The sequence below is a fragment of the Flavobacterium hungaricum genome (genome assembly GCF_015182285.1).
GTDB classification, from domain to species: domain Bacteria; phylum Bacteroidota; class Bacteroidia; order Flavobacteriales; family Flavobacteriaceae; genus Flavobacterium; species Flavobacterium hungaricum.
Genome location: NZ_PRDM01000001.1, coordinates 1,471,217 through 1,497,344, shown reverse-complemented (window position 1 = coordinate 1,497,344; position 26,128 = coordinate 1,471,217). Strand labels below are relative to the sequence as shown.

General features: G+C 32.4%; 18 protein-coding genes. 7 read left to right on the top strand and 11 right to left on the bottom strand.

The window, feature by feature from the left end; genetic code table 11:
* Window positions 1–60 precede the first annotated feature (60 nt).
* The 9 genes from C4F50_RS06335 to C4F50_RS06295 all read right to left on the bottom strand — a co-directional run bounded on the left by C4F50_RS06335 (window position 61) and on the right by C4F50_RS06295 (window position 12,006).
* Window positions 61–1,098 carry a reverse transcriptase family protein gene (locus C4F50_RS06335; protein ID WP_193845562.1) on the bottom strand — a complete coding sequence of 346 codons (1,038 nt, stop codon included), beginning with the start codon at window positions 1,096–1,098 and terminating at the stop codon, window positions 61–63.
* A gap of 87 nt (window positions 1,099–1,185) precedes the next feature.
* Entirely contained in the window at window positions 1,186–1,908 is a 723-nt protein-coding gene (locus C4F50_RS06330; protein ID WP_193845561.1) for a hypothetical protein, read from the bottom strand.
* Window positions 1,909–1,917: 9 nt separating this feature from the next.
* Window positions 1,918–3,045: a UvrD-helicase domain-containing protein gene (locus C4F50_RS06325; RefSeq protein WP_193845560.1), complete on the bottom strand. Its 1,128-nt coding sequence runs from the start codon at window positions 3,043–3,045 to the stop codon at window positions 1,918–1,920.
* Entirely contained in the window at window positions 3,046–4,191 is a 1,146-nt protein-coding gene (locus C4F50_RS06320; protein WP_228011972.1) for an ATP-dependent nuclease, read from the bottom strand.
* Window positions 4,192–5,225: 1,034 nt separating this feature from the next.
* The gene (locus C4F50_RS06315; RefSeq protein WP_193845559.1) at window positions 5,226–6,083 is read right to left on the bottom strand and encodes a thiopeptide-type bacteriocin biosynthesis protein; all 858 of its coding nucleotides are present in this window, start codon (window positions 6,081–6,083) and stop codon (window positions 5,226–5,228) included.
* On the bottom strand, window positions 6,084–8,288 hold the full coding sequence (locus C4F50_RS06310; RefSeq protein ID WP_193845558.1) for a lantibiotic dehydratase family protein: 2,205 nt from the start codon (window positions 8,286–8,288) through the stop codon (window positions 6,084–6,086).
* Window positions 8,288–9,958 carry a S8 family peptidase gene (locus tag C4F50_RS06305; protein ID WP_193845557.1) on the bottom strand — a complete coding sequence of 557 codons (1,671 nt, stop codon included), beginning with the start codon at window positions 9,956–9,958 and terminating at the stop codon, window positions 8,288–8,290. Before C4F50_RS06305 ends, C4F50_RS06310 begins: the two co-directional genes overlap by 1 nt.
* 6 nt (window positions 9,959–9,964) lie before the next feature.
* Window positions 9,965–10,159, bottom strand: coding sequence for a hypothetical protein (locus tag C4F50_RS06300; protein WP_193845556.1), 195 nt, complete (start codon window positions 10,157–10,159; stop codon window positions 9,965–9,967).
* Window positions 10,160–10,287: 128 nt separating this feature from the next.
* On the bottom strand, window positions 10,288–12,006 hold the full coding sequence (locus C4F50_RS06295; RefSeq protein ID WP_193845555.1) for a helix-turn-helix domain-containing protein: 1,719 nt from the start codon (window positions 12,004–12,006) through the stop codon (window positions 10,288–10,290).
* Between the two features lie 1,166 nt (window positions 12,007–13,172).
* Between C4F50_RS06295 and C4F50_RS06290 the strand changes: the two genes are divergently transcribed.
* From C4F50_RS06290 to C4F50_RS06260, 7 genes are all read left to right on the top strand, one after another.
* Window positions 13,173–15,572, top strand: coding sequence for an outer membrane beta-barrel family protein (locus C4F50_RS06290; RefSeq protein ID WP_193845554.1), 2,400 nt, complete (start codon window positions 13,173–13,175; stop codon window positions 15,570–15,572).
* A 635-nt stretch (window positions 15,573–16,207) separates the two neighbouring features.
* On the top strand, window positions 16,208–17,560 hold the full coding sequence (locus C4F50_RS06285) for a radical SAM/SPASM domain-containing protein (RefSeq protein WP_193845553.1): 1,353 nt from the start codon (window positions 16,208–16,210) through the stop codon (window positions 17,558–17,560).
* A 1-nt stretch (window position 17,561) separates the two neighbouring features.
* Entirely contained in the window at window positions 17,562–19,754 is a 2,193-nt protein-coding gene (locus C4F50_RS06280) for a peptidase domain-containing ABC transporter (RefSeq protein WP_193845552.1), read from the top strand.
* Window positions 19,755–20,101: 347 nt separating this feature from the next.
* Window positions 20,102–20,980 (top strand): helix-turn-helix domain-containing protein, encoded by an 879-nt coding sequence (locus C4F50_RS06275; RefSeq protein ID WP_193845551.1) that lies wholly within the window; start codon window positions 20,102–20,104, stop codon window positions 20,978–20,980.
* An 88-nt stretch (window positions 20,981–21,068) separates the two neighbouring features.
* Window positions 21,069–22,121 carry an alpha/beta hydrolase gene (locus tag C4F50_RS06270; RefSeq protein ID WP_193845550.1) on the top strand — a complete coding sequence of 351 codons (1,053 nt, stop codon included), beginning with the start codon at window positions 21,069–21,071 and terminating at the stop codon, window positions 22,119–22,121.
* A 10-nt stretch (window positions 22,122–22,131) separates the two neighbouring features.
* The gene (locus C4F50_RS06265) at window positions 22,132–22,704 is read left to right on the top strand and encodes a sugar O-acetyltransferase (protein WP_193845549.1); all 573 of its coding nucleotides are present in this window, start codon (window positions 22,132–22,134) and stop codon (window positions 22,702–22,704) included.
* Between the two features lie 101 nt (window positions 22,705–22,805).
* Entirely contained in the window at window positions 22,806–23,210 is a 405-nt protein-coding gene (locus C4F50_RS06260; RefSeq protein ID WP_193845548.1) for a (R)-mandelonitrile lyase, read from the top strand.
* 812 nt (window positions 23,211–24,022) lie between these two features.
* On the opposite strand, the gene C4F50_RS06255 is transcribed toward C4F50_RS06260, so the two are convergent.
* Both C4F50_RS06255 and C4F50_RS06250 read right to left on the bottom strand, forming a co-directional pair.
* Window positions 24,023–24,523: a response regulator gene (locus C4F50_RS06255; protein WP_193845547.1), complete on the bottom strand. Its 501-nt coding sequence runs from the start codon at window positions 24,521–24,523 to the stop codon at window positions 24,023–24,025.
* Window positions 24,524–24,714: 191 nt separating this feature from the next.
* The gene (locus C4F50_RS06250) at window positions 24,715–26,127 is read right to left on the bottom strand and encodes an SDR family oxidoreductase (protein ID WP_193845546.1); all 1,413 of its coding nucleotides are present in this window, start codon (window positions 26,125–26,127) and stop codon (window positions 24,715–24,717) included.
* Window position 26,128 lies beyond the last annotated feature (1 nt).

Genomic DNA, 26,128 nt, shown 5'->3' with positions numbered 1-26,128 from the left:
ATATGTATAATTTTCTTAACGAGAAAAAAGTTATTTTGTAGAATATTGCATTTTTTTAATTCAATTTAGTTTACGATAATAGTTTGGTTTAATCTTTATAAGGGTTTTGTAATATTTTGCGGTAAAATCAGGCTCAACGGAGTGTATAAAATTCAGCCAGCCGAAAATCCTGCTTATTGTTGCTTCAATTTCTTCATTTACAAACAATCTAAAGTGTTCTAATGAGCTGTCAAAACCTTCCTTTTTAAGCTTTACTCGGATATGTCTTCTATAGCCAAACTTAGTAATATAATAGATTTCAAGTCTTAGATTACGCTTGATTTGTTTGGAGATTCTGGCTCTATCGCTATCAAAAACGGTTAATCCCGTAACATACTGCAGTTGGCCTCGTTTCATCAGTTTTGTTTTGTCATGATTCAAAGAAAATCCATGTGAAGAAATTATCTTCTCAATAGCGTCCAATTCTATTTCATTATCATCAGTTGAAAAATAGAGATCATCTGCATATCGTGAATAGATAAGAGAATTACCGCAGAATTTAATGAGCTCTAAATCTAATTTTGAGGAAACAATATTTGCCAGGACCGGACTTGTGCTGAACCCTTGAACCAAAGAGCCTTCTATTGTAACAAATTCAGAAATGAATTCTGCTATGCTTTTTTGAAACCCTAATTCCGTCAGACCAGACACAATCATTTTTATTTTTATCGACTCGAAAAAATTCTTAATATCGACTGAAAGCACAAGCCGCTTTCCTAAATGCAGATTTGCGTTTGTTTTTATACTGCGGTTTTTGATGAACCCTTGCACGCAGTCCTTAGGAATATAAATCTCTCTCAGATAATTGTTCAATATCTTCAGACTGTTTTTGAATTCATCGGTCCATATCTTATGAACTTTTCTAAAGCCTGTTTTCTTTCCTTTTTTCTTGATTCTGGCAATAGTAACAGTAACTCCCGAGGGACTTAACTTTAGCTTGTCACCATTCGCAAGATCCAAAACATCAAACTCATTGCTGGTAGCGCGCTCAAGGAAAGCAACATCGCAGCGTAGGTAATTTGCCAAATCATTTATAGTCCTTAAATCAGAATGTTTCATATTTAAAAGTGGATGCCAGGATAAGACAGATACCAATGCATTATAATCGAATACGAAATCATATTCAAAAGTTTATCTGGCACCCGACTAATAATTATCTATTAAATTCTTTGATGTAATCTGTAAATTCGACGGTTTATTTCTTGATAAATATACATTATTATGCAACATCTTTACAATTCCTATTTTTGCTGAAACCCTTTTAAAATTCCCTTCCATGGTCGGATACATTTTATCGGGTGTGAAAATATGATCGAAAATAAAGTTCAGATAGTCGACTACTGCCAGGTTTTCCTCCTCTTTTCCCACAATCTTATATTCTATATCGTAAGCCTGATAATCCTTAAAAAAAGACTCAAGCACAGTTTTGAGTGATCTTTTCGAAAGCTGGATGGTTTCAAAAAAAAATATATTCTTCGCTTCCTTATTTGAAATGATCCTGTCATGAAGAAGTTTTTTTAATGAAATTTCAAAAAAATCAGATTCGTCTCCATCCTTCATCGCTTTTTTAAAAAACAGGCTGTCTTTTCTGGTAACAGCAAAGTACGCCCGATAATTGAGAAGTGGCAACATCTTATAAAATTCCGCCCGCAGATCCATACTGTTTGCAGTGGCATGAAAGCCCTTTTTCAGCAGCGATTCCCGAAGATCTTCAAAATACAAAGATTCTGTTATATTCTGTCTAAGTTTTTTGATGCTATCAGAAATTACATTCGGACTATCGGTCTGTATACATCCATGCATAAAAAAAGAGGCATTATTACTTATGCTTCCCGTTTCATCAATATAAAAATAGTTTATCTTTTCCATATCATTATTCTATGTGCTCGATTGGAGGCTCCACTGCTCCATATGCTCAAAACCTTTGCCGTTCCTATAATCACAGACAATTCCAATACTATAGCGTGCGCGGGTTAAGGCTACATATAATTTGCAGCGACTTATTGGTGCTAATTCAGAGTTTTCATCTTTTAGCCATTTAAGAATAGGATCTGTTGGATAAATCAAAATCCTGTCAAAGGAAAGGCCTTTCGATTCTCCAAAGTTCATAGCTGCATACTTCTCATTTGTTTTTGCTTTGATACTGTCACGCAGCTGCATTGCATCATATAACCTTAAATATTTTTCTGCTTCAGAAGGCTTTACTAGAAAAACGCCATCATGATCCGTAGATACTGTATTGCCAGAGGTTATCTGTGGAAGATCGGGAAACAATTTGTTTGATATTCCGCAAATCTTATTATTGCAGCGGTAATTTACAGTAAGCTTGCTTGTATCTGTTTCGACATTAATGGAATCGTCTTCAAAAAAATTGACTATCGCCGACTTTTTGAATTTATTGTTCTTTGCACCATTATTGGTTGAAAGGGTTGCCTGCCGTGGATCGCCTACCATAAGTATTTCTGAAGCAGATGCAAAAAGGAGCTTTAACAGCTCCAGGTCAAAACCTGCAAGATCTTGGACTTCATCTATAAATATATGTGGATATATCTTGGATAATCTGTCAAGGACAGCGCCAGATGATCTGTCATTCGCCCTAAGTACAAATTTTGCAATTTTGTCTGAAAAAATTTTCCCATCCTTTGAAAAATAATGTCTTTCAAATTCAGTTTCTTCGCTAAAGTAATATGGTATGCCTAATTTTGTCGTACCCTTCATTCCTGAACGCCCACTAATCAAAATAAGTCCTGTAACGCTGCCATCATACAATGCTCCCTGAAATGGCCGCACGCCATGCTGAAGCAAAAAGGAAAACCAAGTTTGAATTGTTACATTCGGCGGTATGCATTGATTAATTTCAATGATTTTTTTTCTGATCTCCTTTTCACTAGCCTGTGTAAAAGTTGTAATTAGAACTCTTTCATCCTTAATCTTAAGTGACTCATTTACTAAAAAGGTAGTTTTACCTGCACCGGCTGCGGCGATAATAAGCTTGTCTTTTTTCATTTATGAAATGGCTTTAAGGATATACTCGGGAAATTTCAGTTCTTCCTTCGTTTCAAATATTTTGAGCGCCACTTCTGTCTTATGGGCTTTCATATATTTATGCAATTCGTCATCTTCGGTATACGACGTCCCTAAAATTTTATTTATTTTCTCCTTTTTATTTTCCTTTAAAAGTTTCGGTTCCAAAGTATTATAATTGAAAGGCTTTTTTGCCTTTCCTATTACCAGTGTGCCAGCATCAATTATAGAGTCATAACAAATTGCTATATACGATTTTGCATTTGTGCCTAAATATTCGTCATATTTACTTTTGATTGCTTCAATATCACCATCGCTATCGGTCAAGACCGCAACAGGTTTCTGCAATTTTTCAGCAATCTGTAAAAATCTTAGGAATGCTGTACCAACAGAAATTACATCGATTCCATCTTGAATTGGCAATCTGCCATCATTTTTTACCATATATGCTTTTTGAACCACTAGTTCATCAGAATCGCCCTCCACTAGAATGGCTTTTTTACATAGTATTAGGCGCAGAGTATCATAACCTGCCAGATGATCAAAAAAAAGCTTTGCATCTGGTTTCAGATCTTTCAATTTAAGTGTGGCACACTGGTTCAAAAGAATCAGACTGTCCAAGCCAATTTTATTAGCCACAAAACTGCTGTGGGTTGAAATTAAGATTTGTTTTTTACCTGCGCTCTCTTTTATGCAGGAAATCAATTCATTTAATTTACTATGTGATAGATGATTCTCTGGTTCTTCAAGCAGAATAATATTTGCTTCTTTTGACTTTTTGTGTTCCAATGCAAGCTGTGTTTTTACCATGCATTGCTCTCCCTTGCCTATGTAGTGGAACGGAATCTCATCAAGATAAGTCATTAGGCTTGTTTCCCATGCATTTTTTGAAGAAAGGTCAACAGACAGCTTTACGTCCTTTTTTGAAATTTTTGACGAGTTTTTTATTTTAGCATTGATTGCCTGAATTGCGCTTTCTCCCATGAATACCTCCTGCATTTTTCTGTAAGCCTGAGTAATGTCTACAATTTCTTTATGATCCAGATTTTCACGGATGATACGCGAAATATAAATATCGGAACCATTTTGAAATCTTGTTAACGATAAAAAATAAAAATTTAAAATCAAGAAGCTTAATAGAGAAATAAACCAATTTTTAACTCCGGTCGAACAACAATCAATAAATATGGACTTAATACTTTTTCACCCAAAAAGCTAAGACAAATGCTGAAATTTTTTTGCTGTTTATTTATGAAATTTTTGCTGCAAAATTTAAAGAAGACTTATTTAACCAAATAAATTATCATTTTGTTAAAAAGTTCCGAAAATCAAATAGATTTATTTTAAAATCCCAGACACTAATTCATAGAGCCAAAGAAAGACAATTCTACCTTAACTATAACAATCTTTTCAAATCCTCCATAATATTTGTGGAATTGTATATTAGCTTACTGCCGTTAAACATTTTAGTTTTTAAAACTTTTATATCAATCCCCAACAGGACATCTAAACCAAATTCACAAAGCCACTGGAAGACAGACAACTACATATAATAAGCCAATTTCTTCAAATCATCCATAAAAAATGTTGAAATTTGTCCCGTCGAGGTCACTCTTAAAAAAAGTTAAAACGAAAGTTTTAGCTTTTTTTTTGGCTTTTCTCGAATATTTAACGGGTTATTACCTCTAATTTTATACGGTTTGTATGTATCGTTGAGTTGCCCCTACTTGATTCAAACCACTTCAAAAGCCTGTAAATACTATACTTGCATAAATTTCTTACCTTTATATTAACAATAATTTAAGTCTATGGAATCTGAAGAAGAAAATTAGATAAGAGAACTTAGACCCTCAAAAGGCACAAAAATGCTTAATGATGAAGGAATAAATCTTAGATTGGAAGAAGCTAAGAAATTTTAAGCTTTTTAAAATTCATGGCAAAAGTAGTATTAAAGAAGTTGTAAAATGAAAAAGAAGAAAATTAGAAAATGATACATCATTTCATCATTCCTTAAATCTTCCCCAAAAATATCTGTATTATTGATTATTACTCAATGGAAAGTTCAAATTGTTTTTTTTCTATCATTGCCACTATAAAAGAAAATACGATTTGAAAAACTATTTTTTATATTTTGTTTAATTCAGGACTTACTATTCTTAAATTTAATTCCTTTCTTTTTTGTAAACCAAGGTCTTATAATATCTATACAAATGATCATAAATAATAAGCTCATAAATCCTTTGTTTTGAAGAATATTGCCTATTGATCATCATATGTACATGATTTGATAAAAATACGCTTAAAGGAACCTCAGTTTTGTCAATTATTTTTAAAGAGATTTCCTTGACTTGATCCGATTTTTGATTAACGATGTAAAAAAGCTCTTGAAATATTTTGTGATCTGATATTCTCAAAAAAGATTCGAATTCAGCATAAAACAATCGATAATTTACATCCATTTCTTTTTTTTGTTTTTTACCGATTTCAAACTCTTTTTTAAATGCTGCTTGGAGATTATTCATTAAGGCCAGCTTATCAGTAACAGAAAGATTAAAGTCATTCAGAAAAGAATCAATAGCCAAAAAGCTAAAAAAAAGAGGCATTTCTTTTTTATCAAAAGAGTTTTTAACACCAAGGTAACTTAATATCATCGAACTATCTTTCCAAAAAAGAAATTCTGAAAACCCCATACTTTCTAAACCATATCTTTCAATTTCCCTTTGGTATGTATCCGTCTGTATTTTCCAAATTAGATGCTCGTCCATAAGTTCTTTAAAAACGGAATGAAAAGCATTAATAATTACAGATAAATCGTTAACATCATCAAGTAAGAAGCGTAGTCTTATATGATCCTCAGTATCTTTGTATCTCACAAAAAACCATTTTTGTATTTTTTTCTTTTTTTCTAAAGATATTATAATGGGGGAAAGTCTTTCTAATAAAATATGATCTGCTGTTTTAACACCAGTGTAAATTTTATAATATAGCCATTCACTGCCAAGACAAAAATTTCTTTGCATTTATTTTTCTTCTTTATGAAATGATACGATGATTTGGTTGGAGAAATCATTATTGTTTTGATTTTGCACAACTGTATTTTTTACAAATAAAAACTCTTCCAAAATTAATATATCATTAGTTTGAGCTGATCTTAAGAACATTTCTATTCCTGTTCTAGAATCTAAATCGAATAAAAGCGTATTATCAAAATTAACCCAATTTACGTATCTAGGCACATTTCTTTGATGCCTCCATTTCAAAAAATCTTGATGAAGATTTTTATCCTTTATTTTGAACAAGGCTGATAATTCATGTTTTTCTACCGTCCATCTGGCCTTTGACAAAATAATTTCTTTATATAATACTCGTGGAAAAAAAAAGTAGTGATGTTTTAAAATTCCCCAGTCAAACGAATAGATTGGCTTTAAATGTTGCCCTTGCAGATCGCAAAGAAAATGATAAATAGGGAGTGAATTTTTGGAAAAAACATGAGCATTTGACAAACAAGGAATCACTTCCTTATTGTATTTTTTCGAAGTCAGTTTTACGCTATCATTTTCGATGGAAACATACAGGTCTGTTAAATCTATGTTTTTGTATTCCTCCACACCAGACTTTGCCAAATAACTTATTTCATAATTTCTCAAAACAGGTCTTCTAAGTATATTTCCAGTTCTTGATTCAGGAATATGCGTAATCTCAGCCATTATCTTGTCTTGGTAATGACCTTCTTCTTTTTGAATTATTTCTTTGGTTAAATTATGTATGCTCGGACTTCCATTGCAAAATCTTCCTAATAATTTCGCAGCACTAATATTTCCAGAAGATTCAATTACAATCTTATCATTTGCTAAAACTTCTATTAGTACAGAACAAGTAGGTGGAGCCCAACTCAAATCATTATTGAAGCTATCAAAATCTTTCTCTTCAAGCACAATTTCCATATTGCCCTCTAAAATAGATTTTTGCAGTTTTCTTTGCAACACGTAATCATAAGAGGTCCAAATTTGATTTTCTTCTTTTGCTTTGAGCTTGTCTAAAGAAAGGAAATTGAGGATTTCATGGCTATCGTTCATATCATGCTTTTGAATATAACCAATGCCTATCTCAGTATCCAAAACCGCAGCTAATGGCATACTTTCATATTCATAACGCCCTATAAAAGCCTTCTTAAAATTCTCAAGATTTTGAGACTTCTCTTTGGGCTGAATACTATTAAGAAAGGAAATTGCTTGGGTTACCTTGTTGACAACATTTTTGCTTAAAGTATTCACAAGCGTACTTGAATACAAATCTGTTTGGAAAAGATACTTTTCATCAAATCCAATCCCCAAAGTGTCGATATCATTTTTGATTTTAAGATATTTTTTTTCTGATTGAGCCAGTGTTTTATCTAATAGTGAAACCTTTTTCTGAATTTTATTCAAGATTTGATATTCTATTTTACAGAATGGGCTCTTTTTTACAACAGACAAAATTCTTTCCCAATCATTATTTCCAGTCACGGTCGCATCGAGTTCACTGACCAGAAATTGAAACTCTATAAGTTTTAAAACAAATTTTTTTGCTTCAAACTTCTCACCTTCATTACATGCAAGCATCTTCGACAAATCATCAATTGTTATTCCTCCTTTGGCAAAATTCAGAAGATCCGTCAATGTCTCAGATTTCCGTAATGCTGCGATGCTGTGTTCTCTTTTTTTCTCGATATTTTTGTATTCTATATAACGATAAAAATCTCCAATTTTATAAATACTATTATTAGGGTAGTATTGCAAATATGGCATGATTTCTTTTTTATCCGATATTTGTTGCAGTAATTTTATCCAAAATTGCATATCGAATTGTGTATATCTTTTAAATTTATCAGGATTTTCAATAACAATACTTGTATCGCTTCTTATGTATCCAACTGAACAACCTGAAAAAAGACCAAAAGGTGTACATCGAGAAGACATTCTAGCCAAGTATTTCAAAAATGAGAATTCTAATCTTTGATTTTTTTCAGATATTGTCTCTATAGAAGCCTTAGCCCATTTATCTAATTCTTTTACCAATATAGGAGAAGCCAAATAAATGGCCTCTCTAATTAAAGGATCTTGATAAAGTTTTTTAGCTTTTTCTAAAGAATAATTCTCAACGGTGTCTAAATACAAAGACAAAGGAAACAATGGAGTTCTCAACACGTAAGCATCAAAAGAGATGAGCTTAAAATTTTTAGCCATTATATTTTCTTATACATTTTTTCTGCTAATTTCATCGCATTGTAAAGATTTAAGACTTTTCCAGATTTTGACAGTTGAGAAAAAGGCGCTGTTTTGTCTTTTGAGCCTGGAATCACAACTTCAATATCATAGGCAGTTCCTGAGTCCATAATAATTTTTTTTACCATAGAGGCAGTAAATCTGGGATAAAATGACCAGATAAGTGCTGCTGTTCCTGATACCATAGGAGCCGCTAACGAAGTTCCTGAATCAAATTTATAAATATTACCGGCGGCAGTAGTATAAATCTCTTCTCCAGGAGCAAATAGATCTACATTCTCTTTTCCAAAATTAGAAAAACGAGAAACAAAAGTTTTGTCATATCGTGTTGATATTGACCCTACATTAATAAAATTATTACAAATCTCTTTAGTTTCTTTGAAATTGACGTCACTAGGATAAATAGGATTCTCATCAATATTAACGCCTTCATTTCCGGCCGCGTGCACAAGTAACACATTGTGTTTTTCAGCATATTTAAAGGCTTCAGAGACCCAATTCTGCTTTAAGGAAAATTCCTTGGCAAAAGACATATTTATTACTTTAGCACCGTTATCAACCGCATAATATATAGCCATAGCAATATCTTTATCATGTTCATCGCCAGAATAAGAAATCGTGAGTGGCATTATTTTGACATTTTCAGCAATTCCTTGAATTCCAATATTATTATTTCTTTCGGCGCTAATGATTCCAGATACTTTTGTACTGTGATCTTGAAAAGATCTATGTCCTTCCTTAGAAATGCTTATGTATTTACTACCATATCCTTTTTCTAGAATATTGGGATTATCTCCAATAAATTTTCTCTCATCAAAATTTATATTCAAGTTTTTATTCACAATTGAATCTACTTGTATTTCAGATTCGATGACATCAGCAAGTCTTTTCTCATTAAGATCAAGCCTAAGCATCATGAAACCAATCATAGCACCTAGGTCTCTATCACCATCTTCTCTTCGTTGACGAAAAGTTTTGTCATTGATCTTGTGAATTTTATACATGCTGTCTAATTGTTCGTAGGTATAATCTTCTTTAGGGAAATAAGGTTTTAAACTGTCTTTGGCTATAGGAAAAACTGCAACACTGTATTTAAGAGATTTGAGTTTGTTTTCATAATATTTTTTGCTTTCGTCTAGTTTTGCTCTTGCTCTCAAATACTCTTTACAATCTGATGACTCATCTTCGGTAATCTGAATATCCTTTTTATTCTCAAACTTGCCGTGGAATTCCCTTACTAATCTTACATATTCAAAATTACCCCAAACAACATAGCTGTCTTTTTTTGCTGTAAAATTCCAACCATGGATATCGTCAATGTACCCATTTTGATCATCATCAATATTATTATCAGCAATCTCTTTTGAGTTTGTCCAAATTTTATCGTGAAGATCTTCATGATTTTTGTCAATTTGAGTATCAATTACTGCGACAATGACATCTTGCTTAGCTTTCGTTCTATTTTGGCTATACCACCTCTCTAAAGAAATACCTGGTATCCTGTTTCTTTCGAAATCTTTCTGATACCATGACAGTTTTGGATCTCCTGTTTCAGGATTAATAAATTCTTTTGAAGATTTACAACTACAAAAAACAAGAAAACCAAAACAAATCAGATATTTTTTTTTCATTATATATTATTGATTATCAACACCGCCGCAAGCAGCGCTTTTAGCGTTACAATTACTACTTGTTGCTGTACCCGTGGAAGGATCATCATTCCCTCCTCCACCAACAATCAAACGCATATTATTTAATTCTGCAAAAGTCATTTTTTCTAAATCGAATTTTTTAGTTTCCTTTTCCGTTTTTTTTGTTTTCTTGATTTTCATAATGTTTTTTTAGGTGAAGTGCAAATATAGATTTTGTTCCATACCATAATATCTTACACCGCTTGCTATTTCTCGAAATTCCTGAATTTCGGCATTCAAAAAAAGAATAAAAACTGAATTACAACACTTTATAGATTAGGAAATTTATCTAATTCTTTTATAAAATACGCCGGCTTAATACCTGATTTTTTATAAAATGCATTGGAAAATGATTCTGCATTGTTAAAACCAAATTCGCTTGCTAATGCCTGAATAGTATATTTCCGCAATTTGTTATCATTTTTTAAAGATCCTAGTGCATATTCGATTCTCAGATCATTAATATATTGTATAAACGATTTTTCCTTATAAGCGTTTACTACTTTAGAGATATATTTACTGTTAGTTTCAAAATTAGCCGATAAAGACTGGATCGTAATATTTGAAGACAAGTAACCTTTAGTAGTTTCAAAATGATCTAGTTTTTCTAAAATTTGTTTAACTAACTCCGCATTTATGCCTAAATTGTCTATTCCAGCTTTTTCATCTTTAGAAGGTTTAGTACTTTCATCACCAACTATCTTTTTATCAGTAGCTGATTTATTATGCATAATTTTTTCAAACTGGGAATATTGTTTCTTTTTTATTTGTCGCTGATAAAAACCAAAACTTGTCGAGAAAACAACTAATGCAACCAATAAGCCAATTTCCCAATATGATGTTGTTTTATCATTTTTAAGAACTTTTATCAAGTTTTCCTTTTCTAAAAGCAAATTAGGCATATCATATTCCTTTTGAAGTTTTTTGCTAAGATTTTTGTAGTCAGTTTGCAAAACGCTATCAATAAACATATATCTAGTTAAATATTTTAGCTGATTTTCTTTATCATTTTTATTTTTAAAATAGGAAATCAAAAACAAGTATCCACTAGTAAACTCAGGAGTAATTTTTTTTGTTTTAATATAAATCGAATCTACTTTCATAAAATTTTCAACAGCCAAATTCTTTTTTTCCAACCCATCATATGCTTTACCTAAATAATAATATGAAGCTAAAGTATTCGCAGAATCCTTATCTGAAATTATTCTAGGCAATGCTTTATTTATACTGTCTATTGCAGTATAATATATTTTTTTTTCTACCAAATTCGCCCCTTCATTCAATACAAAAAGTGCATTATATCTGTAATCTTTAGTTGATTTTGATTCCTTATATCCCAACTTATTAAAGTATGTCGCCGAATCCAATTGTTTTAATGTCTTATATGCATCTGCTAGTCCAAACAAAACATCCTGGTAGGCATAGGAATATTTAGAACTTCTCACGTCCTTTTCTTTGTAATAATTAAAACATTCTCTGTATAATTTCAGTGCTTCGTTTACCTCTCCCAATTGTTCAGATCGCAAAACTGCTATCGAATATTTAACGTCATAATAAAAATCAATATTATTTTTCTTTGCAGTCCTTTCTGCAAGCAAGAAATTATCTATTGCTTCCTTATACTTCGACTGATATATCAGTTCATACGCTTTTCTAGAAAAAGCGTATGCCGGGTACTTTATATCATTTAGGTCTTTAGAATAATGAATTGTGCTATCTAGATAACGAATCGCCTTTTCTCCATTTGAAAGCAGCGAAAGCAAATACCAGCCTCTTGCCTTCTCTAGTGGAATATTTTCCTTATTTGCTTTCGCCAAATAAGCATTCGCATAAATCAGCTGAGCTCGTTCATTCTTCCAATTATTATTATAAAGTGCTTTTAATTTCTCGAATGACATCTCTCCAGTTTCAATCTTATGAGCCTGGGCAGATAAAAAGCAAGAAAACAAAATTAAAACTACTTGTCTAAAAAATTTAAAATGGGGCATATTTTATATTAATTTCTGACAAAAATAAAATTTCTTTTAAAAAATTAAGACTAAAATTCCCAAAAAATCGCTCCGCGATAACGCGTTAAAAATCAGAACTTAACGAAGAATAGATTCTAAAATTCCTGAATTTCTTATCTAAATTCCTGAATTCCGATACATTGTATTTGCAGTATAAATAAAGTCCTCCTAGTTTTGGCAGTGTGAAAACTGCATACTTTGACACCAAATATTTTTCACTCCATCAATTATTTGTTTTGTTCGACAGCCTTAAACATTAGGATCATTAATAAGCTACGACTAAGATTCTTAATTTGAAGCAATAGCAAAGCAAAATTTGATAATTTTTGGAATGTCTTTTCAATTTTACTGAATACATTAATGGCAAGGCCAAAAGCGGATAAAATCAAAATAGAATTTGAAAGAATAAGGAATTTATAAGAAAAGAGTGCAGATTTATTTTTTTGAGTATTTCGCAGTGCGCAGTGCGAAAGAAAGAAATCTAAATATGGGTTGCAACCAAGCCGAGTCAGCACGGTACCTTTATGCTGCTTTTATTAACTTTTAATTGTTAAAATAATGTTTAAGAACAAATTTAAGATGTTAGTCCAAAATAAGGATTTTTCTTCCAATGCATTTGAGGTTTTGAATGACAAAGAAACATCAAAATTAACTGGAGGCTGCAGATCGTTAACAGGTTGCGGAGTTTTTAGCGGAACCTGTGGTGAGCTAAGAACATGTCAACGTTTTGATGAAGTTGAAATGGATTCTTAATATAATCCTAAAATAAATTTTCAGTACAGTAAAATAATTTTGCTGTACTGAACAACAAATTAAAATATGCTCAAGAAAAAAATATAACGTTTGTAAAAAGCAAAAATACTGCATTAAACTTCGAGGTTATATCAAAAAAAAATACATTGAGGCTAATTGGTAGTTTTGGAAAATTATCAAGTACTGAGATTTTTAAAGGAATTTGTGAAATTAATTATTCATAATTATGGTTTATTTTATCTTAAAGATTTAAAACATTAGAAAGTACAGTGTTTACAGATAATTAACTTTTAACAAATTAATTACAAATAATCAGAAAGTACAAATTGAGAACAAAATTATAAAATTCGAAATAAATCAATTCAAATAGAAATCATAAAACAGCTCCAAGAATGTTGAGAACCTATTTTATATCCTTTTTTTTACTTCTTTCATTACCTAATAAATTATTTTCACAAATAGAAATAAAGGGGCAGGTTAGGCAAATTGAGAAAAACCTAAATTTTTTAGAAATACAGCTAACAAACAAAGACTCTACAGTCGTGCAAAGTGCATTAACTGATGCCGAGGGAAAATTTTCAATAATAACAGAGAGTGGCAAGTACCAATTATTAATTAAACAAATTGGGACTATTTTATATCAAAAAAGTTTTGAATTTCAAGATAATCAGGATTTGGGAATAATTGAAATAGATAACTCGAAGCAACTTAAAGAGGTGGTGGTTAACTCAAAAAAGAAACTTATAGAAAGAAAAGTTGATCGTTTAGTTTTTAATGTTGAGAATAGTATTTCTGCTTCAACAGGTGGAGATGCAATTAATGCTTTAAAAGCTGCTCCTGGGATAAATATTCAAAATGATAAAATAAGTATGATTGGCAAAAGCAGTCTATCGATAATGATTGATGATCGATTTGTACAGCTTTCCGGAGAGGATCTAACTAATTATTTGCGAACAATAAAATCAGAGGAAATTAAGTCTATTGAAGTAATTACAAATCCGCCTTCAAAATATGATGCTGAAGGAAATAGCGGAATTATAAATATAAAATTAAAAAAAGTTAAATCGGACTCCTGGAATGCAAGTTTTCGGTCGACATATATCCAATCCACTTATTCATCAGGTTCCATAGGAGGTTCATTTGCTTATCAAAAAAATAATATAGCACTTAATTCTAATCTAAATTATTCAAACGGTTCTAATCGGATATTAGAAACTCAAAGAATTGATTACGTAACAGAGAATTGGAATAGTACTGATAAATTACGTAGTTACAACAAGATTTTTGGAGGTAAATTTTCAATTGATTACAAAATAAATGAGAATTTTTCTATTGGATTTCAGTATACTGGAGGAATCAGCAATCCAACTGTGAAGCAAAACAATTTAGCAACCCTTTCTGATTCTGAGACAGAAATCACAAATCAAAACATTCAAACAAAACTATTTGAAAAAAAAGACAATAATTATAACACGTTAAATTTTTATGCAAAATATAAAATTAATCCCGATGGACACTTATTATCGTTAGACATAGATTATTTTGATTATAATAAAAAAAATGATTTAGCATTCATCACTGATGATTATGATTTGATTAATGATTCAAATGTAATTGTCTCGAAGAGAAATTTAGGGGACCAAGACTTAAAAAATTTTTCTGCAAAAGTAGATGTGATAAATCCGTCAACTTGGGCTAAGATTGACTATGGAGCTAAAATATCATTTGTCCAGAATAATAGCGACCTTGATTATTATGACCTTAATCTAGAGCAAAATATACCTAAAAATTTAATAAGCAATTTATTTCAATACAAAGAAAATAATCAGTCCGTATACTTTTCAGGAGCTAAAAAAATCGGAAATAATAAATGGGAAATTCAGATTGGGCTAAGATATGAAATGACCCAAACTAACGGTTACTCCAGTACTCTGAATAAAGAAACCGACCAAAAATATTCAAAACTTTTTCCAACATCGTACATAACATTCACTCCAAATGATAACCATTCATTTTCAGTTAATTATGGAAAAAGAATTAATAGGCCTAGATACTCCATGCTGAATCCATTTCGGGAATATAATAATGCATATTCCTATATTGAAGGCAATCCCTTTTTACAACCTAGTATAACCCATAATGTCAGTTTTGGCTATATTTTAAAAAACAATTTTAGTTCATCTCTATATTACTCCTTGGAAAAAAATGGCTTTTCTTTAATAACTTTTATAGAAAATGGAAATATAAATCAAATTACAACAAACTTAAATTATTTCGATTCTCAAAATATCGGAATAAATGAAAGTTATGTTTTTAATGAGTTTAAGTTCTGGGAAAGCTTTAACTCTTTATTTCTATACTACAGCAAAACAAAATCTGATCATGTTAGTGTGGAAAGTCCGACAGAAGGTCTGGGAAGCAGTATATCGAGTAATAACTCGTTTATACTAAACAAATCCAAAACCATTTTAATGAATTTGGACATAATGTATTCTTTTCCCAGTACTTCTTTAAATACAAGAAATCAAAGTGTTTTTAATACTGATTTTGGCTTCAAGTATTTATTGCTGAAAAAGCAATTGGTTATGAATTTTCTTGTGTCAGATGTTTTTAAAAGTAATATGCAAAAATGGTCACAAAAAATCAACGATATAAATTCATACAATACAAATTATGAAGATGCACGCCGTTTTTCTATTTCAGTCTCTTATAAATTTGGTAATAACAAATTGAAAATCAAAGAAAATAAAGCAGGTAATGGCGAAGAAAGAGCCAGAGCAGCAGGAAACTAGATTTTGATTTATCATTTTGAGTATTTCGTATTGCGCAGTTCGAAAGAAAGAAATACTAAATAGGGTTGCAACCACACCGAGTCAGCACGGTGTTTTATATGCTGCATTTTTTAATTCTTAATTTTTTATAACAATGTTTAAAAATAAATTTAAAGCGTTAGTTCAAAATATAGAACTTTCTTCAACTTCTTTTGAAGTTTTGAATGATACAGAGACATCTAAACTTACAGGCGGATGCAGATCATTAAGTTCATGTGGTGCATTCAGTGGAACATGTGGAGAACTAAGAACCTGTTCTAGATTCACCGAGGTTGAGGTGGATTCATAATATTTTAAAAAAAATTAACAGACAGTAAAACCAAAATATTGGTTTTACTGTACTTAATATACAATTATAATATGTTCAAGAAAAAATTTATTGAATTTGCTAAAAGCAAAAACAGTGTAACTAGCTTCGAGATTGTATCTGAAAAACAGGCTTCAAAATTAATTGGAGGATGTGGTAAACTATCAAGTTGTGGTGTTTTTAAAGGAAACTGTGATCAGCTAACTATTGGGGATTGCGGTTCATTCTATCCTACAATAGACTAGACTTATCAGGATATAATTAACCGAAAACTTAACAAAACTAAAGTATGAAATTTTCAAAATACCATTTGTCTACTGATGAATTGAGTGAAGTAGACATGCCTAATAAACGAATTATTTTCTCAACTCGGACTGCCACTTCTATTTTAATTGAAGAGAATATATATCAATTTGCTATTAACAACGAATTTGATAAAGTTGATAACGAAATATACAAAACGTTAGTCGAAAAAGAGTTTATTGTCAATACTGAAGAAGATGAATACCAGTACATTATGTCCAAAAACGCAGAAGTAAGAGATACTGTAAACTTCTTAGCAATGACTATTCAGCCATCTGCTAACTGCCAATTGGGCTGTCACTATTGTGGTCAGACTCATACTAAAGACTATGCAAAGGAAGATGTTATCGACAAATATCTTGAAAGAATCGAGTTTTTATTAAATGGAAAGGATATTTACAATGGACTAGCCATTACTTGGTATGGCGGTGAACCTCTAACGGGCTATTCATCAATAAAAAAAGCATCAAAAAGAATGATTGCTTTGTGTAAAGAAAAAGGCTTTACATATATTTCAGATATGATTACTAATGGTTTAAGTTTAAAGCCTAAATTATTTGAAGAACTAGTTAAAGAGTGTGGAATTACTGACTATCAGATAACTATTGATGGAACTGCAGAGAGTCATGATACACGAAGAATTACTAAGGCCGGAGACCCAACATTCGATATTATAATGAAAAATATTGCAGATGTTACTCAAACAGCAACTTACAAAGATTATGGATGCAATATATCTATACGAGTAAATATCGACAAGACAAATTACCAATATGTGGAGCCTCTAATAGATTACATTAAAGAAATGAATTTGCAGGATAAAGTTTCGATGTATTTTGCAACAATTGTTGATTTCGGAGGTAATGATGCAGGAAAAGAAAGTTTAACAAAAGATTTTTTTGCACAAAAAGAAATCGAATGGCTATTCAGATGTTATGAGCATAATATAAGAGTCAATATTTTGCCTAAAAGAAGCTACTCGGTTTGTATGGTTGAACAGAAAGATAGTGAAGTTTGGGATGCTTTTGGAAACATATATGCCTGTTGGGAGTTCCCTTATTCTGAAACTTATGGCAAAGGAGATAGTTTGATTGGAAATCTTTTTGAATCCAAAGAAACTTATAATATGAATGCAACGCTCCGGGATTGGAGTACTGTGGTAGACTCAGGAACAACTTGGTGCAAATCGTGTTTGCATTTGCCAGTCTGTGGAGGTGGTTGCCCAAAATCTTGGCATGAAGGAACTCCCGCCTGTCCGCCTTTTAAATCAAATTTTAAAGACAAACTGCTTTTGGATTATTATATCAGACAAAAAAAAGAAGAAATTGCAAAAAATTAAAATGACATATCAATTAGACGAGATGGATTGTGGTCCATCTTGTTTGGTTATGATTGCTAAATATTACGGAAAAGAATTTAGCCTGTCTTTTTTTAGAGAAAGTTCTTTTATAACCAAAAATGGCGTAAGTCTTTTGGGGATTTCGCAGGCCGCCCAAACGATAGGCTTTGAGACAATATCTGCGAAATTAACACTTGATAAACTTAAGGAAAAAGAAGTCGAACTGCCTTGCATACTTCACTGGAATCAAGCACACTTTTTAGTCTTATACAAAATTAAAAAGAGTAGATTGCTTAAAAAAACATATTATTACTTAGCAGACCCAGCCCATGGTTTCATTAAAATAGATGAAGAAGATTTCTGCAAGGGATGGATTGCTAGCTCAATGAAGGGCATTGCTTTATATTTAACTCCCGGTAATTCTTTTTTTAAACAGAAAGAAATAAAAGAACAGAATAATTTTTCTTATCTCTTAAATTACATAAAGCCATTTAAATGGCAAATGACAAAAATTTTTGCAACTCTATTTTTAGGAAGTTTGCTGACTCTGGCCTTCCCTTTTTTAACTGAAAATTTGGTTGATAAAGGCATAAAAGCTAAAAATATAAATCTTGTTACATTAATTCTTTTAGCTCAGCTTTTTCTTTTCTTTGGGCAAACAATAGTAGAGATTATAAGAAATAGAATTCTGCTTTATGTTGGATCAAAAATCAATATAAACATCATTGCTGATTTTTTTGGGAAATTAATGAGCATGCCTTTAAAATATTTCGATGCTAAAAGAATTGGTGATTTGACGCAAAGGATCCAAGATCATAAAAGAATCGAAAATTTTTTAACTTCCCAAAGTGTTCAGATTCTTTTTTCTTTAATAAATTTTTCTGTTTTTTTTGCAGTTCTTGCATATTATAAGTGGTCATTATTGTTAGTATACACGTGTATAACACTCTTGTCTATTTTATGGGTTTTATATTTTCAAAGACAAAGAAAAATACTTGATTATAACAGGTTTGACTTACTAGCAGATAATCAAAGTACCACTTATGAACTTGTAACGGGAATGCAGGAGATAAAACTGAATAACTTTGAAGAATACAAAAAAAATCAATGGAAAGAATTACAGGAAAAGCTTTTAAAGATTAACGTCAAAGTTCTTAATTTAGACCAATTTCAACTTTCCGGATATGATTTTTTAAACAGTTTAAAAAATATTGTTGTCACATTTATAGTTGCTCAAAATGTAATTGATAACAATCTTACTTTAGGCAGCATGCTAAGTGTATCTTATATTATTGGTGAAATGAATTCTCCAATAAATCAATTGATAACTTTTTTTCGTTCACTGCAAGACGCTAAATTGAGTTTTTCAAGATTAAACGAAATTCATAATTTCAAAGTTAATGAAAATCAAATACCATATTTGTCTACTAAAAAATACATGATCAATGATAAAATAGATGGAATTTTACTTAATGATATTAGTTTTCAGTATGAAGGCCCAAAATCTGAATATGTATTGCAAAAGATTAACCATTTTATTCCAGCAAATAAAATTACTGCAATCGTTGGTTCAAGCGGAAGTGGTAAAACAACTCTTTTAAAAATTTTATTGAAGCATTATGATGTAACGGAGGGAGAGATTTTTGTAAATGGAAAAAATTTGAAAGACACTAAACTTGAAGAATGGAGAAATGAATACGGAGTTGTTATGCAAGACGGATTCATTTTTTCAGAAACTATAGAAAGGAATATTGCTACCTCTGATGTAGAAATTGATAGTGAAAAGTTAGAAAATGCCATCAAAATAGCAAATCTGTCCGACTTTATCAATAGTCTTCCTCTGGGATTAAAAACTAAAATAGGTTCTTCAGGAAGTGGGATTTCCGGAGGTCAAAAACAAAGAATTCTGATTGCTAGAGCTGTTTATAGAAATCCAAAATATTTATTTTTTGATGAAGCCACAAGCAGTTTGGATGCCGAGAATGAAAGAATAATAATGGAAAATTTAAATGTTTTTTTTGAGGATAAAACTGTTTTAATTGTAGCACATAGATTGAGTACCGTTAAAAATGCAGATCAAATTATTGTTTTAAAAAACGGTAAAATTATAGAAATAGGCACTCACAAAGAATTAGTAAATAAAAAAGCAGATTATTTTAATTTAGTAAAAAATCAACTCGAGTTAGGTATCTAATATGCTTAAATATTTTTGGACGGATTGCAAATTAGCTAATTTGATCATCTAATTTTAACGTCAATAGTCTCATAAGCATAATTTAATTTTACTAAAAGCTGATTTGCATTCTTCATTTAAATATCAAATTATATATCATAAGATATTGTAATAAAAAATCTACAAAATTTAACATTTTCTAATATTAAACACCTACGATGCATACAAATCGCTTTAAAACAGACAAATAAATTAATTTCACATTTAATATTTGCAAGGAGTTTTCCAAATATTAGGAACAGATATAATTCCCACTACATTGATACCATATTTCTATCAATTAGATTTGATTTTATTAACTTTGCATCATGGAAGAAAAAACAGTTCGCAGTGTTTCTGAGTTTAATAATGAGCTTAAGCTAAAAGGTTTCAAAGCTTTTCAAATAGAAGATGACAGTAATGCGACCCGTATTTACAGCAGAAAAGATTTCTTTAAAATATGTCTGACTACGGGACACAGTAAAATTCATTATGCTGACAAAAGTTTTGATCAGCAGGGAACTATATTGTTTTTTGGGAATCCGCATATACCCTATTCATGGGAAACAATTTCTACAACATACACCGGTTACACGATTTTATTTTCTGAGGAATTTTTAAAACAGTCCGAACGTTCCGAAAGTCTTCATCAATCGCCTTTTTTTAAAATTGGAGGAACACCTGTTCTCCGCATTTCAGAAGAACAGAGATTGTTTCTTAATACTCTTTTTCAAAAAATGATTGAAGAACAAAAAAGCGATTATACCTATAAAGATGAACTCATACGCAGTTACATACATTTAATCATCCATGAATCTTTGAAATTGCAACCTTCTGAAAATAATAATGAAGGCAGAAACGGGACATCAAGAATTGCTTCTGTATTTCTTGAACTTTTAGAAAGACAATTCCCTATAGAAAGTGCTGACAGTCCGCTTCGTATGACAACAGCGAAAGATTATGCACAAAACTTAAACATTCATGTGAACTATTTAAACCGAGCGGTTAAAGAAATCACTGGCAAATCAACCACGTCACACATAACAGAAAGAATTGCGACAGAAGCAAAAGCACTTTTGCAGCATACAGACTGGAATATTGCAGAAATTGCATATGCACTCGGGTTTGAGTACCCAACCTATTTTAACAACTTTTTTAAAAAACATACAGGAACTAATCCAAAATCACATAGAAAAATCGAGGTTTGATATTCTTATTTTTTGGTTTGATATTCTTTAACGGCGCCTGATGATGCCGTTTTAATTTTGTAGCTGTAATCTAAAACACTTCAAACAGATGAAAATAACAGCATTAGCAGCTATGTCTCTTTTAGTTATCGGACAAGCTTTTTCACAAAACAAAGAATCAATTCAAAATAAAAAGAAAATGAATACGACAGAAGAACATTATACATTTAAATTAAGCGATAAAGTAACCCGACAAAAAGTAACTTTTAAGAATCGTTACGGAATTACTCTTTCAGGCGATCTTTATCTTCCAAAAAACTCAGACCAAACATTGCTTGCTGCAATAGCAATTAGCGGTCCTTTTGGGGCAGTTAAAGAACAATCATCTGGTTTATATGCCAATCAAATGGCAGAACGCGGATTTGCTGCATTGGCTTTTGATCCGTCTTACACTGGAGAAAGCAGTGGTGAACCTCGTAATGTAGCTTCTCCCGATATAAATACAGAAGATTTTAGCGCTGCAGTTGACTTTTTAGGTCTTCAAAAAAACATCAACAGAGAAAATATTGGAATTATAGGCATCTGCGGATTTGGAGGTTTTGCTTTAAATGCTTCTGCAGCTGACAAACGCATTAAAGCCGTTGCAACAACAAGTATGTACGATATGACTAGAGTAATGTCTAAAGGTTATAATGATATCGTAACTGCCGAACAGCGCTCAAAAAACTTAGAACAATTAGGACAACAGCGTTGGAAAGATGCACAAAACGGCACTTATGCTCCATCTGCAAATAATCTTCCTCAAAAACTAACTGGCAGCGAACCTCAATTTGTGAAAGAGTATTTTGATTATTATAAAACACCAAGAGGTTTTCATGTTCGCTCAATCAATTCTAATGCATCTTGGACAGCAACTATGCCTATTTCTTTTATGAATATGCCCATTCTGTCTAACATTAAAGAAATCAGCCCAAGACCTATAATGATTATCGCGGGAGAAAATGCACATTCGAGATATTTTAGCGAGGACGCTTTTAAAGCAGCAGCCGAACCTAAAGAATTAAAGATTATACCAAATGCCGTACATGTCGATTTATACGACAAATTGGATAAAATTCCGTTTGAAAAACTGCAGTCTTTCTTTCTAGATAATTTAAAATAATTTTTGATTCATGAATTCAAACGAAATTACAGAAGATATTTTTGAGCGACTTCTAAAAGGCGAAACAATAACGCCAAAAGATCCGCAAGCTCAACGTCTTCAGGAATCTTCTTATGCGACAAAACAGCTGCTGGTGAAGATGAACAACTCTAGTGATCCTTCTGAAATCAGAGCTATATTAAGTGAGATTACAGGAAGTATTATTCACGAAAGCACTTCTGTTTTTACGCCTTCTTACATTAATTACGGAAAAAACATCAAAATAGGAAAAAACGTTTTTATCAATTTCAATTGTACTCTTTTGGATTTGGGAGGAATCATTATTGAAGACAATGTTTTAATAGCGCCAAACGTAAGTCTGCTGTCAGAAGCACATCCTTTAGAACCTGAAAATAGACAGTCACTTCTACCCGGCCTTGTTCACATCAAGAAAAATGCATGGATTGGAGCAAATGCAACCATTCTTCCAGGTGTTACAATTGGAAAAAATTCTATTGTAGCTTCCGGTGCAGTCGTTACAAAAAATGTTTCTGATAATACCATCGTTGGTGGGATACCTGCAAAGACTATTAAAACTCTTTAATCAAACAAAATCAGTAAGTTATAGTAAAAGAGAAAATAAATGAAAAAATTAATCATTATATTCACAGTACTTTTAACTGCATGTAATTCTAAAAAAATAGTATGAGTTCAACAGAAATATTTCCAAAAGGAGAACCGCTACCTAAAGATTGGTTTATAGGCAATGCTTTTTTAAAGCCTTTAATTGCGAGAGATAAAAACAACGAATTCTCAGCAGGCAGCGTAACTTTCGAACCTGGCGCGAGAACAAACTGGCATACACATCCAAAAGGTCAGGTTTTATTGGTCATTGAAGGCAAAGGACTTTATCAAGAAAGGGGCAAACCTGCTCAGATAATTCAAAAAGGTGACGTTGTGAATATTCCCGAAAGTGTAGAACATTGGCATGGTGCCAGTTCAGAAACTAAAATGGTTCATGTTGCGATCACAAATTTTAAAGAAGATACTCAAGTTACTTGGCTTACTCCAGTTACTGATGAAGAGTACGATTCAGCAACCAGGGAATAATTTAATTCATAGAGCCAAAGAAAGACAATACTGCCTTACGTAAAACATTCTTTTAAAATCCTCCATAAATTTTGTAAATTTAGATATCAGTTTAATGCACTGAATCACTTGAGTTTTTATAATTTTTGCATCAATCCCCAACAAGACATCTAAACCAAATTTACATAGCCAATGGAAGACAGACACTACATATAGAAAGCCAATTTCTTCAAATCATCCAAAAATGATTTTGTAATTTGTCCTGTCCCTCACTTAAGGAGACAACTAGTAAATAGTTGTCTCTTTTTTTATACACAAATATGTAGATTTTTCAAGCCTTTACGTCCTAATATTTTAAGGTTCAATTTTTTCACAAGAAATTCTTAGTCTGTTTGAAATAAACAGTTTTAAAGTGGCGCTATTAGAGAATTAATCGAAGCTGAACGATGGTTCGAAGTCCCGTTAAGGATATAGGATTTTTTTTCTTCTTGATTTATCGTAATTTTCGATACTAAATAAACAATATACAATATTAGATAAATTTCCGAAAAAATAGATACGCCCTTTCCCTATTAGCCCCGATAGCAGTGAAAATCCTTTTGTGCTGGTGTTCGGTGCAAAAGATTGCTTCGCCAGTTCGCTGCGCTCGGGTGGAACGTATAGCGGAAAGAGCTCCAAAAAAATAATATCATATAAAATTGACCCGGGATACTATAGACCGGGTTTTAGACAGCCCGAAGTTTTATAAAGTTCCCTAAACTGCCTGAAACTAAATTAGCCAAATCAATTATATGAGCGCGCAAGATCAAACACGCAGACTAAAAAGCAATCCTTTAACCCTTTCCGACATTCTTTTCCGAAACAAAAAATAAATTTCTCACCGGCCCCAATAAGGCTTTTGCCCAGTGCAGAAGAAAGACTTTTTTCAGCAGCAGCACAAAAGCGTTAAAAGAATTTGGTTTCTGCACATAAAGGTCTGCCCCTTTAGCAAAGGCATCTTCAATATCGGCAGGATGATCCCAGGTGGAGAGCATAACGGTGGGAATGCCACGAAGATCATCGTCTTTCTTTATTTCTTCCAGCGCCTTTTTGCCTCCTTTAACGGGCATATTGACATCTATAAAAATAATATCGGGATCGCTCTGGGATTCATCCCTGAGCGTATCGAGGAGCTCCTGCCCATTTTCAACGGTCGTTACCTCAGAAGCAATCTGCGCTTCATCCAGGGCATCGATGAATAATTCCTGGTCTTCGGTATCATCCTCGGCCAGCAGAATTTTTACCGGCTTTTTTTCTTTTGGCCTTTCAGCATCCGGATTCTCAGCACTTATCATATCAAGCGGTTTTATAATTTCCAAATGTACTAAAAATGCCCAAATGAAATTATATGCTGCAAAATTAATGCTCCCATGATCTCATTTTACAAATCCTTTTAAATTGAAGAATATTAAAAAATAAGGCTATACCAGTACAATAACCCTGCTGTAAAATAGTCCCGTGTCATCCCATGTTGTCCGTCACATCCTTAAATTAGTTTTTTAAGCATTCCCTCAAATATAAAACCATGGAATGGCAGGACAGCATACCAGTACAGCCTGCCCATAATCCCGCACGGTTTAAAAGTGGCCGCCTGATATAAGGTATTGTTGATTATTTTAAATTCCAGCCAGGCTTCGCCCGGAAGTTTCATCTCGGCATATAAAACCAGTTTGCCTTGCTTCTTATCGGCGTATACAACCCTCCAAAAATCGAGTGCATCTCCTGAATGTATTTCATTTTTATGTGTTCTTCCCCTTCTGGTCCCCACACCGCCAAAAACCTTATCGATGAACCCGCGCAGCTCCCAGAGCCAATCGGCATAATACCATCCTGTGTCCCCGCCTATGGACCAGATCCGTGCGATGGTATATTCCCTGTTTATAATTGTTCTTTTTCTTCTGTCAATATAACAGCCTCTTTTTGGAACCTTTAAATATTGAGAAACATTTCCTCTAAATTGCCCGCTTACTTGTGAATCTTTCCAGCTCGAAATAATATCATCATCACTAATCTTTTTCAAAGCCCTTTCTAATGCCTGCCGGTAAGAGATCGGTGTAACTCCCAGTAAATTATTAATTCTGTTATCGCTGCAGATGACTTCAACTTTCATGCTGCTGACCAGCGCCGAGGCCAGCTTAAAGGAAGTTGAAGTCACAAAATACAGCCAGTAAGACGATAATTTCGGGGTCATCACCGGTACGGTGTAAATGTATCTTTGGAGTTTTTTTACTCTGGCAAACTCCAGCAGCATTTCCTTGTAGGTCAAAATATCAGGTCCCCCGATATCAAAACTTTCATTATAAACTGCCGGGTTTAACAGCGAGCGGATTAAAAATTCCAAAACATCGCTGATGGCAATCGGCTGGCATTTTGTATTGAGCCATTTAGGGGTAACCATAATGGGCAGTTTATCCACCAGATCGCGTATTATTTCAAAAGAGGCGCTTCCTGATCCTACTATTATTCCCGCCCGAAGTACAGTTAACGGCACTGCTGCGGTCTTTAAAATATCTTCCACCGCCTTTCTTGATGATAAATGTTTGGATAGTGATTTATCATTTACAATTCCGCTGAGGTAAATAATCTGTTTTGCATTTGTCTGGTTTATTTTTTCAATGAAATAATGTGCCGAAATGCTTTCCAATTCATCATAATTGGAAGCGCCGGACATGGAATGGATCAGGTAATAAGCTGCATCTATATCATCAGGGATATTTTTAAGACTTTCCAGATCCAGAAAATCAGCTTCAATGACCTGTATTTTATTTTTAAACTGTTCAGGAAAATAAAACCTGTTTTTATCCCGCACGCAGCAGACCACCTCATTTCCGTGATCCAGGAGCAAGGGCAGCAGCCTCTTGCCGATATAACCTGTAGCACCTGTTAATAGAATTTTCATC